This is a genomic window from Nocardioides sp. CER19 (genome assembly GCF_029846275.1).
In the GTDB taxonomy this organism is placed as follows: domain Bacteria; phylum Actinomycetota; class Actinomycetes; order Propionibacteriales; family Nocardioidaceae; genus Nocardioides.
Genome location: NZ_JARVWS010000004.1, coordinates 588,226 through 603,495 on the forward strand (window position 1 = coordinate 588,226; position 15,270 = coordinate 603,495).

A 15,270-nucleotide genomic window follows, 5' to 3' on the forward strand; every position below is an offset into this window, starting at 1 on the left:
ACCCTAGAGGAGCGTCCACGTCAGCCCGGGAGCCCCCGGCGCCGGCGTACGTCGCGCGCGACCTCGATCAACCGGTCGGCCCGCGCCCCGAACGAGTGCTCCTCGCCGACACGGGATGCGACCTCGATCCGGGCGGCGTCGTCGCCGAACACCTCGTCGCCGGCCTCGGCCAGGCGGTGCAGGTCGGCGACGCCGCGGTAGATCTGCACCGCGTCGCCGAAGATCTCCCGGAGCGCGTCGGCGCCACCGGCGACCTCGTCGGTGATGACCCGGGCACCGCACGCGACCGCGTCGAAGAGCCGGTTGGAGAGGAAGCCGTCGCGGGCCATGTCCTCCCAGTGGTCGTTGAGCACGACCCCTGCGGAGCGGTAGGCCTGGGCCAGGTGCTCGTTGTCGATGTAGTCCCCCGCGATCAGCTCGGAGGGGACGAACTGGGCCCACTTCGTGCCGTAGATCTTGAGGGGCAGGCCCGCGTCGACGGCGTCGCGCACGACCGGCCGGTTGACGTTGCGGGAGTTGCCGACGAAGAGCACGTCGTGGCCCGTCCCCGGGACGCCGCGGTCGGGGTGGAAGCGGACCGGGTCGGTGGCCTGGAGCAGCGGCTCGACCGGCACGCCCCAGACCGCGGACCGCTCGTGCGACCACGTGGTGCTGGCCGCGAACACGTGGTCGTAGGCGGCCAGCTCGGCTCGGGTGACCATGTCGGGGTGGCTGATGACCCACGCGAGCGTGGGGAACTCCGGGGTGACGCGGAGGGCGCGCAGTCCGCGCAGCACCAGGGCGACGTCGTCGTGGCGACCACTCGCCCGCTCGAACTCCTCGCGGTGGTCGATCACGACCTCCTGGCCCCTGGCCCGCAGCGCGTCGGCCAGGGCGCGTGCGAAGTGCGTGTCGCCCCAGGTCTCGCCCACCTCGCCGGCGGGGGCCGCGTGCTTGATCGCCCAGCGCATCGAGCCGGGCCGCTCGTTCACCTGCAGTCGCGCCGTCCTCACCAGCACCGGCTCGGGCACCCCGAGCCGGCGGCCGGCCGGGCCGCTCGCGTGGCGCACCTCGTGGCCGACGACCGTGAAGCCGCAGGACGCCCACATGCGGACGTCGTCACGCGGCTCGTCCACGCCGCGCCACCGGTCGAGGTAGACGTCGCGGTTGACCAGGTGCCGGGCGAACCGCCCGGGGGTGCGGGACTCGTGGTGGACGACGCGGACGTCGGAGACGACCCGGAAGTGGCCGGGCCGCAGGGCACGCAGCCGGTGGCAGAGGTCGATGTCCTCCATGCCGTTGGTGAAGACGGGGTCGAACGCGCGGGTGGCCACCGCGTCGTCGTACCTCATCACCAAGGCGGCACCCGTGAGCGCGTTGAGCTCCAGGGCGTCGACGCCTCGCGCGTCCTCGACCGGGAAGCCCTGCAGCAGCGGGTGCGGCAGGCCCCCCGTCGTCGGGTGGACGACGCCGGCGCACTGGACCGCGCCGCTCGGGTAGAGCAGCAGCGGCTGCACCGCGAGGACGTCGGGTTGGTGGAGGGCCTTCACGAGCGGCGGCAGCCAGTCGGCGGGAACCGTCGTGTCGTTGTTGAGGAACACCACGGTGGCGCCGGTCGCGTGCGCCAGCGCCAGGTCGTTGCCGAGCGAGAAGCCGAGGTTGACCGGAGTACGCAACAGCACGATCTCCGGAAATCGCTCGCGGAGAGCGTCGAGCGCGGGCGACACCCGCGCCGACGAGCCGTTGTCCCAGACCAGGCACTCGACCCGGACGCCGCCCACGCCGTCGGAGGCCATCACCGACTCGACCGCGGCGGTCGTCAGCACGGAGTCGTCGTAGGTCGGGATGATGACCGACACGACGTCGCTCTCCTGCCGACGTCCCTCGAGCGCCGACCAGTCGACGAGCTGGCGACCCAGGGAGACGTCCTTCCACGAGTCGAGGAACTCGTGGTCCACGAGCGGCCGGTCGGCGGCCGGTGCCTTCAGCAGCGCGGCCGGGTTCTCGACCGTCCGTCGGACGCCCGGCCATCCGACGTGCGACCACCGGGCCGGACCGAGCCGCAGCTGCACGAGCAGGTCGAACAGCCACGCGCCCCGGAGGGTGAGGTCGACGTCGGGAAGGGCGCTGCGGCGCACCAGCACGCGGGCCGGGTCGACCAGGACGCGCCCGGGCACCAGCTCGGCGGGTACGTCGACGGCGTACCCGCGCGCGGCGGGGCTGGCGTCCACCAGGTCGTCGACGACCACGTCGGCCGTCTCGGCTGCGGCCGCGGCGGTCAGGATGCGGAGCCGGTCGGGCTCCCACACGTCGCCGGCCTGGAGCCAGGCGACGAAGTCGATGTCGGGGCCCATGCCGGGGCCCATGTCGGGGCCGGTGTCGGGGCCCGTGTCGGAGCCCCTGTCGAGGCCGGCGAGCGCCTGCTGGAGCGCGTCGCCGAACGAGGCGCCGCTCACCACGCGGGTGCGGCCGGGCAGGCGCGCCTCCAGCATCTCCGCGAGGGCCGGCAGTCGGCCGAGGTCGACGGCAACGACGGTCGTCGCGGCGCGCGACTGGGCGGCCAGCGAGTCGAGGGTCTCCGCGAGCCGCTTCTCGTCGCTGCCGGGGTCGAGCACGACCGCCACGGTGGCCTGGGGCGCGGATGCCGCCCGCCAGCGCTCCGCGACGCGTCCCGCCTCGGCCGTGTCGTAGCCCTCCTGCCACTCCGTCGGTACGACCGCCGCGCGGGCGTGCCACTCGGCGGTGCGAGCCCGCACCCAGTCGCGCAGGTCGATGCCGGCCGGCAGCCAGTCGTTGGGCCGGTCGATGCCGCCCCGGCTGCAGTAGTGGCCGGTCGGGCCGTCGGGATGCTCGGTCGCGTCGGGGTTGCGCTCGACGTATCCGGCGGTGTCGAAGAGCGGGTGCGTGGAGAACTCGAACAGCCTCCGCCGCAGCAGCAGCTCGAGCGGGTCGCCCGCACCCAGCCGCTCGCGGCGCCCCGGGGCGAACTGGCGCCGGATGTAGTCGGGGTCCACGAGCGGGTGGGGCATCAGGCCCCGGCCGAGGCCCTCGTCGAGGTAGTGCCGCACCGCGGCGGCGCGGTCGGCGAACCGGGTGGCGCCGCCGACCTGGCCGGCGTACCACTCCTCGTCGAAGAGCTGGGAGCGCACGAGGCGGTCGACGCGCGGGTCCGGCGCCTCGTGGATCACGGGGCGGCCCAGTGCCCGCTTGACGCGGTTCTTGACGCGGGACCTGAGTCCGGCTGCGCTCACCAACGAACTCCTCCTCAGCCGAGCAGGGCGTCGACGAACGCCTCGGGGCTGAAGGGCGCGAGGTCGTCCGGGCCCTCGCCCAGCCCGACCAGCTTCACGGGGACGCCGAGCTCGCGCTGGACCTGGACGACGATGCCGCCCTTCGCCGAGCCGTCGAGCTTGGTGAGGACGATGCCGGTGACGTCGACGACCTCGCTGAAGACGCGGGCCTGGATGAGGCCGTTCTGGCCGGTGGTGGCGTCGAGGACCAGCAGCACCTCGGTGACGGGCGCCTGCTTCTCGATGACGCGCTTGACCTTGCCGAGCTCGTCCATGAGGCCCTGCTTGTTCTGGAGCCTGCCGGCGGTGTCCACCACCACCGTCGCGACGCCGCGGTCGACGCCCTCCTTGACGGCGTCGAACCCGACGCTGGCGGGGTCGGCGCCCTCCGGGCCGCGGACGACCTCCACGCCGACGCGCTCGCCCCAGGTGACCAGCTGCTCGACCGCTGCCGCGCGGAACGTGTCGGCCGCGCCGAGGACGACGGTGCGGTCCTCCGAGACGAGGATGCGGGCGAGCTTGCCGACGGTCGTCGTCTTGCCGGTGCCGTTGACGCCGACGACCAGCACGACGCCGGGCTGCCCGTCCTGTCCGGTGACCTGCAGCCTGCGGTCCATCGTCGGGTCGACCAGCGTGACGAGCTCCTCGCGGAGCACCGACCGTACGTCGGCCGAGGCGCCGCCCTCCACGCGCAGCCGCGTGCGGAGACGGTCGACGAGCTCCTGCGTCGGTCGTACGCCGATGTCGGCGGTGAGGAGGACGTCCTCGATGTCCTCCCAGGTCTGCTCGTCGAGGCGGTCGCGGCTGAGCAGCGCGAGCAGCCCCTTGCCGAGGCCGCTCTGCGAGCCGGCCAGCCGCTGCCGGAGCCGGACCAACCGCGAGGCGGTGCCTTCGGGCTTCTCGACCGTCGGCGGGGCCGCAGGCGCGGGAGGCGCCTCCTCGACCACCTCACCAGGCCGCTCGCCCGGCCGCTCGACCTGCGGCTCGGTCGGCGGTGCCGGGGCCGGCGGCACCGTCGGCGCAGCGCGCCCGGCCCGGCGTCGGGTGGAGGTGACGAGACCGGCGCCCGCCAGCGCGAGGGCCACGACGGCGACGACGACGATGAGCAGGATGAGTTCAAGCCCCATGAGCGTCATCCAACCATCGGCGCGGCCCCTGCCACGAACCCACCCTCACCGGCGGCGACGCTCGGCGGCCGGTTGTCGACGGGTCGGTCAGGCGGAGGCGTCCCGGTGGGGCGACCAGTCGTGGCCGTCCTCCGGCTCCAGCGTGGGCAGCCGGTCGGCGGCGGTGTTCATGGCCTCGCCGAGCCAGGGCGCGACGGGCAGCTCCTCACCGCGGTGCGGAAAGGCGGCATAGGCCAGAACGAGTCCGGCGACGGCCACGATGACGAGCATCGTGATCAGGATGAAAAGCACGGCGATCCCTCCGAGCAGGTGGTCGAGCGTGCCTACGAGACTGCCACACGGTCCCTGCCCGATCCGGAACCACCCGGTTCGCGTGTCTCTCCTCAGCCGGCGACGCCTCGCCCGGCGCCGTCCCGCCCACCGAGGCGGCGGGCGGCGCGGACGGCCCGGCCTGTGGCGCGGCGCGCCGTCCGGCGTGCCGCGCCCACCACGCCGCCGCGCTCCAGCTCCGCGACGCGAGCGCGCAGCTGCTCCACCTGGGCCCGTGCCTTCACGAGACGCCTGTGCTGCGTGGCGAGCTCCTCGAGCAGCGCGTCCATGGCGCCGGTCAGCGGCGTGGGGAGAGGTTCGTCACGGTCGGGCACCGTGGCGTCGGGGTCGCGGCGGACGATCCAGACCGTCTCGTCCGGTGACAGCCTGAGCCACGCGGACATCTCCCCACCCAGCAGCGATCGGGGCGTCACCCGCCGCAGCCCGAGGCCTGCCTCGACGAGGCGGTCCTCGAAGTCGTCGCCGTAGTAGCGCACGTGATCGTCCTGCCCGAAGCGGCGGATCCGCTCCGCGGGGTCCGTGACCGACGGGTCCTCGTCCGTCACGGTGCCGGGCCGGAACGGGACCTGGAGGATGCCGAGTCCTCCGGGGCTGAGCACCCGGGTGATCTCGCGCATCGCCGCCCGGTCGTCGGGGACGTGCTCGAGCACGTGGTAGCAGGTCAGGAGGTCGACGGACCCGTCCGCCAGAGGCAGCTCGGTGAGGCTGCCGAGCACGTCGACGAGCCGGTTGTCGGCGCCGAGGTCGAGACGCACCGTCCGTCGCGCACCGAGGCCCGCGAGCAGCGGCGTGACCTGGGGCGACGGCGCGACGTCCAGCACCAGGTCGATGTCGCCGAGCATGGGCCGCAGGACGTCCAGCAGCACCGCCAGGAACCGGTGACGCTCCAGGCTGACGCACCGCGGGCAGGCCGCGTTGGGCCGCCCGCCGGGACCTGGTCTGAACTCGCGGCGGACCACCGACCCGCAGGCCGCGCAGTAGCGGCGGGGGTAAGCCTGGATGGCCGTCATCTGCTGATAGCACTCCCTCCTAGGTCGTCGACCGCCTCGAGCAGCGACGACAGCTCGGCCTCGCCCGGGTCCGGGGGAAGCACGTGGACGCGGACGCCCAGCATCTCGGCGAGCTCGCCGGCTCGCTCCGGCGTCGGGGCGGCGACCACGTCGAAGCCGCCGGTCTCGCGCGCCGGCAGACCAGCGGCGCCGAGGACCCACAGCACGTTGACGCGCCCGGGCTCGGGGTCGACCCGGTCGTCGAGACGGACGGCGACGGCGACGTCGGCGTCGCGGCCGGCGGACCCGTGGTGCGCCTCGAGCCGTACGACGGCCGCCGCGTGCCCGTGGGCGCGGAGCCGCTCGGCCAGGCGCTCGCAGACGCCGCTCAGCTCGGCCGCGTCGCCCTCCGGACCGGCCGGTACCGGACTGTTGAGGCTCCACCGCAGCGGGCCACCGCGACCCTCGGCCGTCCTGCGCCGGACGAGCACCGGAACGGGCGCGGGACACGCGGCACCGTCGAGGCCGATCCCGACCATGTCCAGGCCCAGCGCGTCGAGGACGGCGGTCCCGGCCACCGGCAGCCGCCCGCGCCAGCGCTCGAGGAACAGCCGGCGGTTGGGCGTGACCCATCGCCAGGGGCCGCGGTTCGGGTCCGGCTCCGACTGGCTCGCCACGGAGCGGGGCTCGAGCACGAAGCTGCCGATCCCCCGGTCGCGGGCGCGCAGGCACAGGTCGACGTCGTCCAGCAGGGCGACGTACCGCGGGTCCAGGCCGCCGAGGTCCACGTAGTCGCGGGCGTCGAGCATGAGCGCCGCCGCCGACACGGCGGGCAGCGTCACGGACCCCAGCGCGGCCGCGTCCTCGCGGGGATGCCCCTGCGCCGCGGCGACCGGCAGGGCATCAGCGACGGGGAACAGGAAGCCGGCGCTGCTGATCGTGTCGTCGGGCCCGAGGACCAGGGACTGGACGCCGACAACGCCGTCGTCCGACAGCCGGTCGAGCAGCGGCCCCCGCCAGCCGGGCCGCAGCACGCAGTCGTGGGCCAGCAGCATCACCGTGTCGCCTGTGGACCGGACGACGCCGACGTTGTGGGCCGTCGCGGAGTGCAGCCGCCGGGGCAGCCGCTCGATCCGCACTCCCGGAACGCCCAGCAGACCGGCCTGCAGAGCCAGCGACGGTGCGGCCGGCAGCCCGTCGTCGACGACGACCACCTCGACGTCGTCGCCGTCCGCATCCAGCACGGCCGACCACGCGGCCGCGATCGTCTTCGAGACGTCGACCTTCGCGGCGATCACCACCGACGTGCGCCCGGTGACCCGGTCGGCGAGTCCGCGCGCCGCCTCGTCCCAGTCGACCCAGGCCTTGCCGAGGACCGCGAACTGCCAGTTGTCGGGCTCACGCAGGGTGATGCGATCGGGGTCGGGGTGGTCGTCGCGGTCGTCGTAGTCGCAGCCCAGGAACGGCAGCAGCCGCGGCACCTCGACCTCCGCCACCCGGAGCACGTAGTCGTGGTCGACCCAGCGGCGCAGCTCCGTGTCGAAGCCGCCCACCTGCCGCGCGACGTCGCTCGAGAGCATGAGGACGTTGAGGTCGATGTGGTTGTGGACGAGGAGGTGCTCGCGATCGCCGTCGTAGGCGCGGTACTGCAGCCCGGCGGGCGACTGCATGCTGACGCCGGCGTATGCCGCCGACAGGCCCTTCGCGGCCATCGCCCGCACCATCGTGCTGAGGTAGAGCGGCCGCCAGGTGTTGTCGGAGTCCAGGAAGGCGACGTAGCGGCCCCGGGCGCTGTCCAGGCCCGCGTTGCGCGCCTGCGAGACCCCGCCGTGCGGCGCCTCGACGACGACGATGCGGGCATCGTCGGCCGCCAGCTCGCGCAGGACCGCCACGGTGTCGTCGGTCGAGCCGTCGTCGACGACCACGAGCTCCCACGCGTCGAGGTCCTGCGCCTGCACGGACGCCACGGCCTCGCGGACGCGATGGGCACGGTTCCAGACCGGCATCACGACCGAGACCAGCGGCGGCGCGTCGTCGGGCAGCGGCTCGCGCTCCACCGCGGCCAGCCACGCGGACTCCGCGGCCACGTCCCAGCTGTCGGTCGTCCGAGGCTCGTCGAGGCGCCGCTGCGCCGCCAGGTCCTGGGCGTGCGCGATCAGGGCCGCCCGGGCGGCGCCCCACGTCACCTGCTGCCGCGCGTCGGCGGTCGGCAGCTCCTGCTCCGCCCGCAGCCCGGCCAACCACGCGCGCACCTGCGGCCAGGCCCCCGGGCGGTCCGGGCTGCTCGTCCCCGACGACACGACCTGCGCCGGGTCGAACAGCGCGCTCCACGGGCGGGCGAGCCCCTCGTCGCTGCGCAGGTGGTCGAGCGCGCGGCGCAGCTGGCCCCCGTGCCACCCGCGCCGGATCGGCACCGGCAGCAGGGCGACGTCGATCAGGGGATGCGGCGACAGGCCGAGCGCCATGCCGGTGCCGTGCAGGTGCCGGGCGGCGTCCTCTGGAGAGCCGAAGGAGCGGCCCGCCTGCGCGGCGTAGTAGTCGACGTCGAGCAGTCCGTCGTCGAGCAGGCTCTGCCAGGGGCCGCCGGGTCGCGGTCCCGGCTGGCGGACGTCGTTCGCCTGGGTTCGCTTCCGGGACCACACGCGCCAGGATCCTAGACGACGTCGCCCCTCCCCTGTCGCCCCCACGTCCGCTACCGTCCAGCAATGACGACGTCGAGCACGTCAGGTGTCCAGGTACCGCTGCCGCCGATGCGATTGCGGCTCATGATGGACGACGACGAGTCGTTCCTGCGCAGCGGCCAGGGACTCGTCCGCATCCTCCGCGGCTACGGGTTCGCCGACGACGACGCCCTCCTCGACGTCGGCTGCGGCGTCGGTCGCCTCCCGATCGCGCTGCTCGCGACCACGTCCTTCCGGGGCCACTACCGAGGCTTCGACGTCTCCCGCAGGCATGTCCGCTGGGCGAAGCGGAGCCTGACGCCGATCGCGCCGGACATGACGTTCCGCCACCTCGACGTCCGCAACGACCGCTACAACCCCGAGGGCGCGATCGCCGCGGCCGAGGCCCGCTTCCCCGCGAGGACCGAGGGCTACGACGTGGCGTGCCTGTTCAGCGTGTTCACCCACATGTACCGGGGCGACACGCAGCTCTACCTGCACGAGCTCCACCGGGTGCTCAAGCCGGGTGGCCGGGTCGTCGCGAGCTGGTTCCTCTACGACGACGCGACCTACGAGTCGGCGGTCGAAGGTGCTTTCCCCATGGTCCACCGGCTCGACGAGCACACGATCTACCACGAGGCCGAGGACCCGCTCCGCGCGATCGCGTTCCACGAGGACGAGGTGCGCGAGATGATCGCCGCGGCGGGTCTCGAGATCGAGCGGGTCGACTACGGGCACTGGTCACGGGACCGCAACGGCGAGCAGTTCCAGGACCACCTGCTGCTTCGGCGGCCCGAGCTCACGACCGCGCAGCGGCTGCGGCGCCGGGCCGGCTCCCTCAAGCGGCGCGTGCTCGGCCGCGGCTGAGGCGACCGACCAGCGACCGGTCAGCCGACAAGTCAGCCGACAAGTCAGCCGACCGGTCAGGCGACCGCTCAGGCCGGCTCCGCCTCGCGGAGCCGCTGCGAGATGACGGTCGAGACGCCATCGCCGCGCATCGTGACGCCGTAGAGCGCGTCGCCGACCTCCATGGTCCGCTTCTGGTGGGTGATGACGAGGAGCTGGGAGCTCTCCCGCAGCTCCTCGTAGATCTCCAGGAGGCGACCCAGGTTGGTGTCGTCGAGCGCCGCCTCCACCTCGTCGAGGATGTAGAACGGGCTCGGCCTGGCCTTGAACAGCGCCACGAGGAACGCGACCGCGACCAACGACCGCTCACCGCCCGAGAGCAGCGAGAGCCGCTTGACCTTCTTGCCCGGCGGCCGCGCCTCGACCTCGACTCCCGTCGCCAGCATGTCGGACGGGTCGGTGAGGATCAGCCGACCCTCGCCGCCCGGGAACAGCCGCTCGAAGACGTGGTCGAAGGCGCGCTCGACGTCGGCGTACGCCTCCGTGAAGACCTGCTCCACACGGGCGTCGACCTCCTTGACGATGTCGAGGAGGTCGCGTCGGGTGGTGCGCAGGTCCTCGAGCTGCTCGGTGAGGAACTGGTGCCGCTCCTCCATCGCCGAGAACTCCTCGAGCGCCAGGGGGTTGACCCGGCCCAGCTGGGCGAGCGCCCGCTCGGCCGTGCGCAGACGCTTGGCCTGCTCCTCGCGGACGTAGGGCACGAACCGGGTCTCGGAGTCGTCCGACTCCCCGTCGGTCGAGCCGGTCGAGACCACGGGCACCGGCTGGTCGGGGCCGTAGTCGGCCGCGAGCGAGTCGGCGTCGAGGCCGAGCTCGGCCAGCGCCTTCTCCTCCAGCTGCTCGATCCTCATCCGCTGCTGGGCGCGCGCCATCTCGTCCCGGTGGACCGAGCTGACCAGCTCCTCCAGCTCGGTGCCGAGCTGTCGCAGCGTCGCACGTACGCCGAGCAGCTCCTGCTCCCGCCCGCTGCGGGCCTGCTCGACGGCGGTCCGCGCGTCGGCGGCGCGCGCGATCGACGCCTCGAGCCTGACCAGCACGTGCCCGACGGCCACGCCGACGGCCTCGGCGGCACGGCCCTCGCGGAGCAGGCGCTCGCGCCGCTCGGCGGCCTTCGCCCGCGCCTCGCGCTCGGCGGCGGCCGCACGGAGCAGACCGTCGGCACGGCCGTGGATGGCGCGCGCCCGCTCCTCGGAGGTGCGCAGCGCCAGGCGTGCGTCCGTCTCCGCCTGGCGGGCCTCGCGCGCGGCCTCGGCGAGCCGGTCGCGGTCGTCGGTGTCGGGCTCCTCCTCGCCGCTGTCCTCGGCGTTGGCCAGCCTCGCCTCGAGCTCGGCGAGGCCGGCGACGGCCTGCTCGCGCGACTCCAGCGCCTGCTCGATCGACCGGCCGAGCCGCTCCGCCTCGCCGCGCGCGGCCCGCGCCTGGGCGCCGTACTGGCCGAGCTCCTCGGCGACGGCTGCCAGGGTCGCGTCGGACTCGTGCAGCTTGGCGAGCGCGACGTCCACGCGCTTGTGGGCGTCGAGCCGCTCGGCCTCCAACCGGGAGGTCTCGAACGTCAGCCGCTCCGAGGCGGCGACGGCCTCGGCGAGCTGCGTGGTCGCCTCGTCGACGGCGGCCTGGATCTCGATGAGGCTCTGCTGCGCGCTCGAGCCGCCGGACGCGAAGTGCGCACCCAGCAGGTCACCGTCGCGCGTCACGGCGGTGACGTCGCGGTGGTCGGCGACCAGCGCGCGGGCGGCGGCGAGGTCGTCGACGACGGCGACCCTGACGAGCAGCCGGGCGAGAGCCGGGCGCAGCGTGTCGGCGCACTCGATCACGTCGATCGCCCACGTGGCTCCCCCGCCGAGCGTCGGCCAGTCGCGGGCCTCCGCCGGCGCGCCGCCGAGCAGCATCCCGGCCCGGCCGAGGTCCTCCGACTTCAGGAGCTCGATGGCGTCCAGGGCGGCCTCGGCGCCGGTCACGGCCACGGCGTCGGCGGCGCCGCCGAGCGCGGCGGCGACCGCCGTCTCGTAGCTCGCCTTCACGCTGAGCACGGCGGCGAGCGAGCCGACCAGCCCCGAGACCCGGTCACCGGCGGCGAGGAGAGCGCCGGCGCCGTCCTTGCGGGCGAGCCCGAGCTCGAGGGCGTCCTTGCGGGCACCCAGCGCGCTGCGCTCACGGTCCGCCTGGGCCGCCTCCTCGCGCAGCTTGGCGAGCCGCTCCTCGACGTCGTCGAGCAGGGCCGACGCCGCCTCGTGCTCGGCGTCGAGACCCTCCTCGCCCGCGTCAAGGCCGGCGACCTTGGTCTCCAGGGCCGTGAAGTCGCGTTGCGCGCGGTCGGCGCGGGCGGTCGCCTCCTCGCGGGCGAGGGTCAGCCGGCCGACCTCCTCGTCGGCGGCCGCGGCGCGGGACCGCAGGGCGTTGACCTGACCGTGCAGGCGCGCGAGCCCCTCGCGCCGGTCGGCGGCCGCCCGGTGCAGGGAGGCGATGCGGCGGTCCTCCTCGGCCGCGGCGTCCTCGGCGGCCTTGCGGGCGTTGACCGCGCCCTCGAGCGCAGTGCGGTGCGCCTGGACCTCCGCGTCGATGGCGCGCTCCTGCTCGCGGACGCGCTCGGCCTCGGCCTCCAGCTGCTGCGGGTCGCGGCCGTGCTCGACCTCGGGGACCGACCCGGCGTTGCGCACGCGCTCGGCCGCCAGCGACTGTGTCCCCCGCAGCCGCTCGCGCAGGCCGTTGAGGGCGAACCACGTCTCCTGGGCCTTCGCCAGCGCGGGCAGGTCCTCCCGCAGGGCGGCCTCGAGCGCGGCCTCGTTCTCGCGCGCGGTCGCGACCGCCTGCTCGACCTCGCCGCGACGCGCGAGCAACACCGACTCGTCGGCCAGCTCCTGCTCCAGCGACGTACGCGCGGTGACGAGGTCGTCGGCGAGCAGCCGTGCCTTCGCGTCGCGTACGTCGGCCTGGACGGTCTGCGCCTGGCGGGCGACCTCGGCCTGCCGGCCGAGCGGCTTGAGCTGGCGCCGGATCTCGGTGAGCAGGTCGTTGAGACGGTTGAGGTTGCCCTCGGTGGAGTCGAGCTTCCGGAGCGCCTTCTCCTTGCGCTTGCGGTGCTTGAGGACGCCGGCCGCCTCCTCGATGAAGCCGCGGCGCTCCTCGGGGGTCGCGTGCAGGATCTGGTCGAGCTGGCCCTGGCCGACGATGACGTGCATCTCCCGGCCGATGCCCGAGTCGCTGAGCAGCTCCTGCACGTCGAGGAGGCGACAGGTCTGCCCGTTGATGGCGTACTCGGACCCGCCGGAGCGGAACATCGTGCGGCTGATCGTCACCTCGGCGTACTCGATCGGGAGCGCGCCGTCGGTGTTGTCGATCGTGAGGACGACCTCGGCGCGGCCGAGCGGCGGGCGGCCGGAGGTGCCGGCGAAGATGACGTCGTCCATCTTGCCGCCGCGCAGGCTCTTCGCACTCGCCTCGCCCATCACCCACGCGAGCGCGTCGACGACGTTGGACTTGCCCGAGCCGTTCGGACCGACGATGCAGGTGATGCCCGGCTCGAGCTGGAGCGTCGTGGCGGAGGCGAAGGACTTGAACCCCTTCAGGGTCAGGCTCTTCAGGTACACGCGGGCTCCCAACTGGTACGGCGGACGTCGCGCAGCGGTCCCGTCGGGACTGCCGAGGTGCTGCGCGGGGGAAGCTCAGCGAGTCTCACCCTACCTGCGGCGACCGGCGATCCCTGGGAGGTCACGCCTCCCGACGCGCGAGGGCCTTGAGGCCCTCCACCATGATGTCGACAGCGAACCCGACCCGGTCGTCGGCATCCCCGGTGGTCATCACGCTCGCCAGGCTGCGCAGCAGCGGGAACTCGTCAGCGGGCAGTGAGGCGAAGACGTCGTGGACGGCGGCCACCATGTCCTCCTCGCGCAACGGCTCGCCGCCCTCGCCCGCCGCAGCCGCGCGAGCACGCCAGACGTCCTCCTCGATCGCGACCGCGCCCATGTAGAGGGCGAACATGTCGCAGGCCCAGGCGGCGAGCTGGTCAGGGATCCCGCCTGCCCGACAGAGCGCCATGACGCCCTCGGCGTTGCGCATCGCTCCCGGCGAGGTCGGGATCATGCCGAGCGTCGCGCGGGCGACCCCCGGGTGGGCGCGGTAGACGGTGAGCATGTCCAGGAGCGACTGCTTGAGCTGCTCGTCCCAGCGCTCGGGATCGGGCTCGGGGATCGGGAAGTCGCCGGCGACGCGGTCGATGAGGAGCTGGTCGAGCTCGTCCTTGTTGGCGACGTGGGCGTAGAGCGAGGCAGGGCCGGTGCCGAGGTCCTTGGCGATCGAGCGCATCGAGACCGCCTCGTAGCCCCGCTCCTTCATCTGGGCGAGGGCGACGTCGACGATCCGCTCGCGACTGAGCCGCTGCCTCGGCGCGGCGTCGTCACCCGCCGCGTTCACGCGCACCCGCACAGGGCCGAGGTGGAAGACCTTCTCCGTCGCCATGGCCCCACCCTAATCGATTGACACGAACACCGTTCGCTAGTAGAACACCGTTCGTTGAGAACGAACAGTGTTCGATTCCTAGGAGACCCGCTCATGTCCACCGCTCCCCTCGAGGCCGTCGGCACGCCCGCACCGACGGCCTACCGCTACCGCTGGCTCGTCATGACGGTTGTGATCATCGCCGACGTCATGGACCTCATCGACGGCACCGTCGCCCAGCTCGCCGGGCCGTCCATCCGCCGCGACATCGGCGGCTCCGAGACCACGTTGCAGTGGATCCTCGCGGCGTACACGCTCGCGTTCGCCGTGGGGCTCATCACCTCGGCCCGCCTCGGCGACATCGTCGGCCGGCGCCCGATGTTCATCATCGGCATGGCCGGCTTCGCCGTCTCCTCGCTCGCGTGCGGCCTGGCGCCGAACGCCGACGCGCTCATCGCGTTCCGCGTCCTGCAGGGCCTCTTCGGCGCGACGATGATCCCGCAGGGCCTGGCGATGGTGAAGCAGTCCTTCCCGCCCGAGGAACTGCAGAAGGCGTTCATCCCGTTCGGGCCGATCATGGGCCTGTCCGCCGTGCTCGGGCCGATCCTGGGCGGCTTCCTCATCGACGCCGACATCGCCGGCACCGGCTGGCGCGCGATCTTCCTCATCAACGTGCCGATCGGGATCGTCGGCGCCGTCCTCTCCTGGCGCTACCTGCCCCAGGTCCCGAAGGTGCCGGGCGCGCGCCTCGACCCGCTCGGCTCGCTACTCATCACCGTCGGTTGCGCCGGCCTCATCTACGCGCTCGTGCAGGGGCGCGAGCTCGGCTGGCCCGTCTGGCTGTACGGCGTCATCGTGGCCTCGCTCGCGGTGTTCGTGGTCTTCGTGTGGAGCGAGCAGCGCAGCTCCCACCCGATCATCGAGCCGACCCTCTTCACACACCGCGGCTTCGTCGCGGGGGTCGTCTTCCTCAGCACGTTCTTCGTGTCGATGGTCGGGCTCGGCCTCGTGATGAGCCTGTTCATGCAGCTCGGCCTCGGCTTCTCCGCGCAGCACGCGGCGATCGCCCAGACGCCGTACGCGCTGGGTATGTCGATCGGGGCCGTGCTCTCCGGCGCCCTGCTGGGACCGAAGCTCGGCCGGCACGTGCTCCACCTCGGCCTGGCGATCACGATCGCCGGCGTGGCGTGGTTCGGGCTGGTCGCCGGTGGTCTCGAGCACGGCGCGAGCGCGTGGCACCTCGCGGGTCCGTTCCTGGTGGCCGGTCTGGGCAGCGGCCTCATCTTCGCGCCGCTCTTCGACCTGATCCTCGCCGACCTCGGCGACAACGAGGTGGGGTCGGGCTCCGGACTGCTCAACGCCGTCCAGCAGTTCTCGGGTGCGCTCGGCGTCGCCGTGCTCGGCACGCTGTTCTTCCACCTGCTCCCCGCCCACGGCTTCTCGCTGTCGACCCGGTGGGTGACGTGGGCGACCCTGGCCTGCTACGCCGTCAGCTTCCTCACCGCGTTCCTGCTGCCCCTCAAGGCACGCGAGGACGCGACGGCGCACTGAGCCC

The 15,270-nt window shown here is 73.6% G+C and carries 9 protein-coding genes; 2 read left to right on the top strand and 7 right to left on the bottom strand.

Features of this window, described 5'->3' with window-relative positions; genetic code table 11:
• Window positions 1-20: 20 nt before the first annotated feature.
• The 5 genes from QDS12_RS22335 to QDS12_RS22355 all read right to left on the bottom strand — a co-directional run bounded on the left by QDS12_RS22335 (window position 21) and on the right by QDS12_RS22355 (window position 8,357).
• Window positions 21-3,230: a glycosyltransferase gene (locus tag QDS12_RS22335; RefSeq protein ID WP_279883288.1), complete on the bottom strand. Its 3,210-nt coding sequence runs from the start codon at window positions 3,228-3,230 to the stop codon at window positions 21-23.
• A gap of 14 nt (window positions 3,231-3,244) precedes the next feature.
• Window positions 3,245-4,396: a signal recognition particle-docking protein FtsY gene (gene ftsY / locus QDS12_RS22340; RefSeq protein WP_279883290.1), complete on the bottom strand. Its 1,152-nt coding sequence runs from the start codon at window positions 4,394-4,396 to the stop codon at window positions 3,245-3,247.
• Window positions 4,397-4,483: 87 nt separating this feature from the next.
• Entirely contained in the window at window positions 4,484-4,687 is a 204-nt protein-coding gene (locus tag QDS12_RS22345) for a hypothetical protein (RefSeq protein ID WP_279883293.1), read from the bottom strand.
• A 92-nt stretch (window positions 4,688-4,779) separates the two neighbouring features.
• Window positions 4,780-5,736, bottom strand: coding sequence for a class I SAM-dependent methyltransferase (locus tag QDS12_RS22350; protein ID WP_279883296.1), 957 nt, complete (start codon window positions 5,734-5,736; stop codon window positions 4,780-4,782).
• Window positions 5,733-8,357 carry a glycosyltransferase gene (locus QDS12_RS22355; protein ID WP_279883299.1) on the bottom strand — a complete coding sequence of 875 codons (2,625 nt, stop codon included), beginning with the start codon at window positions 8,355-8,357 and terminating at the stop codon, window positions 5,733-5,735. The genes QDS12_RS22350 and QDS12_RS22355 overlap by 4 nt, the downstream gene beginning before the upstream one ends.
• A 63-nt stretch (window positions 8,358-8,420) precedes the next feature.
• On the opposite strand from QDS12_RS22355, the gene QDS12_RS22360 reads away from it, so the two are divergent.
• Window positions 8,421-9,242: a class I SAM-dependent methyltransferase gene (locus tag QDS12_RS22360; RefSeq protein ID WP_279883302.1), complete on the top strand. Its 822-nt coding sequence runs from the start codon at window positions 8,421-8,423 to the stop codon at window positions 9,240-9,242.
• Between the two features lie 68 nt (window positions 9,243-9,310).
• On the opposite strand, the gene smc is transcribed toward QDS12_RS22360, so the two are convergent.
• Both smc and QDS12_RS22370 read right to left on the bottom strand, forming a co-directional pair.
• On the bottom strand, window positions 9,311-12,868 hold the full coding sequence (smc, locus tag QDS12_RS22365; protein ID WP_279883305.1) for a chromosome segregation protein SMC: 3,558 nt from the start codon (window positions 12,866-12,868) through the stop codon (window positions 9,311-9,313).
• A gap of 121 nt (window positions 12,869-12,989) precedes the next feature.
• On the bottom strand, window positions 12,990-13,736 hold the full coding sequence (locus tag QDS12_RS22370) for a TetR/AcrR family transcriptional regulator (RefSeq protein WP_279883308.1): 747 nt from the start codon (window positions 13,734-13,736) through the stop codon (window positions 12,990-12,992).
• Between the two features lie 93 nt (window positions 13,737-13,829).
• Here QDS12_RS22370 and QDS12_RS22375 point away from each other — a divergent pair, with 93 nt between their 5' ends.
• Window positions 13,830-15,266, top strand: a complete 1,437-nt coding sequence (locus QDS12_RS22375) for a DHA2 family efflux MFS transporter permease subunit (RefSeq protein ID WP_279883311.1) — start codon at window positions 13,830-13,832, stop codon at window positions 15,264-15,266.
• The last annotated feature ends 4 nt before the right edge of the window (window positions 15,267-15,270 follow it).

Bases quoted from the DNA above. Each gene is read 5' to 3' on its own strand.
- ftsY (WP_279883290.1), bottom strand. From the start codon at position 4,396: ATGGGGCTTGAACTCATCCTGCTCATCGTCGTCGTCGCCGTCGTGGCC.
- QDS12_RS22350 (WP_279883296.1), bottom strand. From the start codon at position 5,736: ATGACGGCCATCCAGGCTTACCCCCGCCGCTACTGCGCGGCCTGCGGG.
- QDS12_RS22360 (WP_279883302.1), top strand. From the start codon at position 8,421: ATGACGACGTCGAGCACGTCAGGTGTCCAGGTACCGCTGCCGCCGATG.
- QDS12_RS22370 (WP_279883308.1), bottom strand. From the start codon at position 13,736: ATGGCGACGGAGAAGGTCTTCCACCTCGGCCCTGTGCGGGTGCGCGTG.
- QDS12_RS22375 (WP_279883311.1), top strand. From the start codon at position 13,830: ATGTCCACCGCTCCCCTCGAGGCCGTCGGCACGCCCGCACCGACGGCC.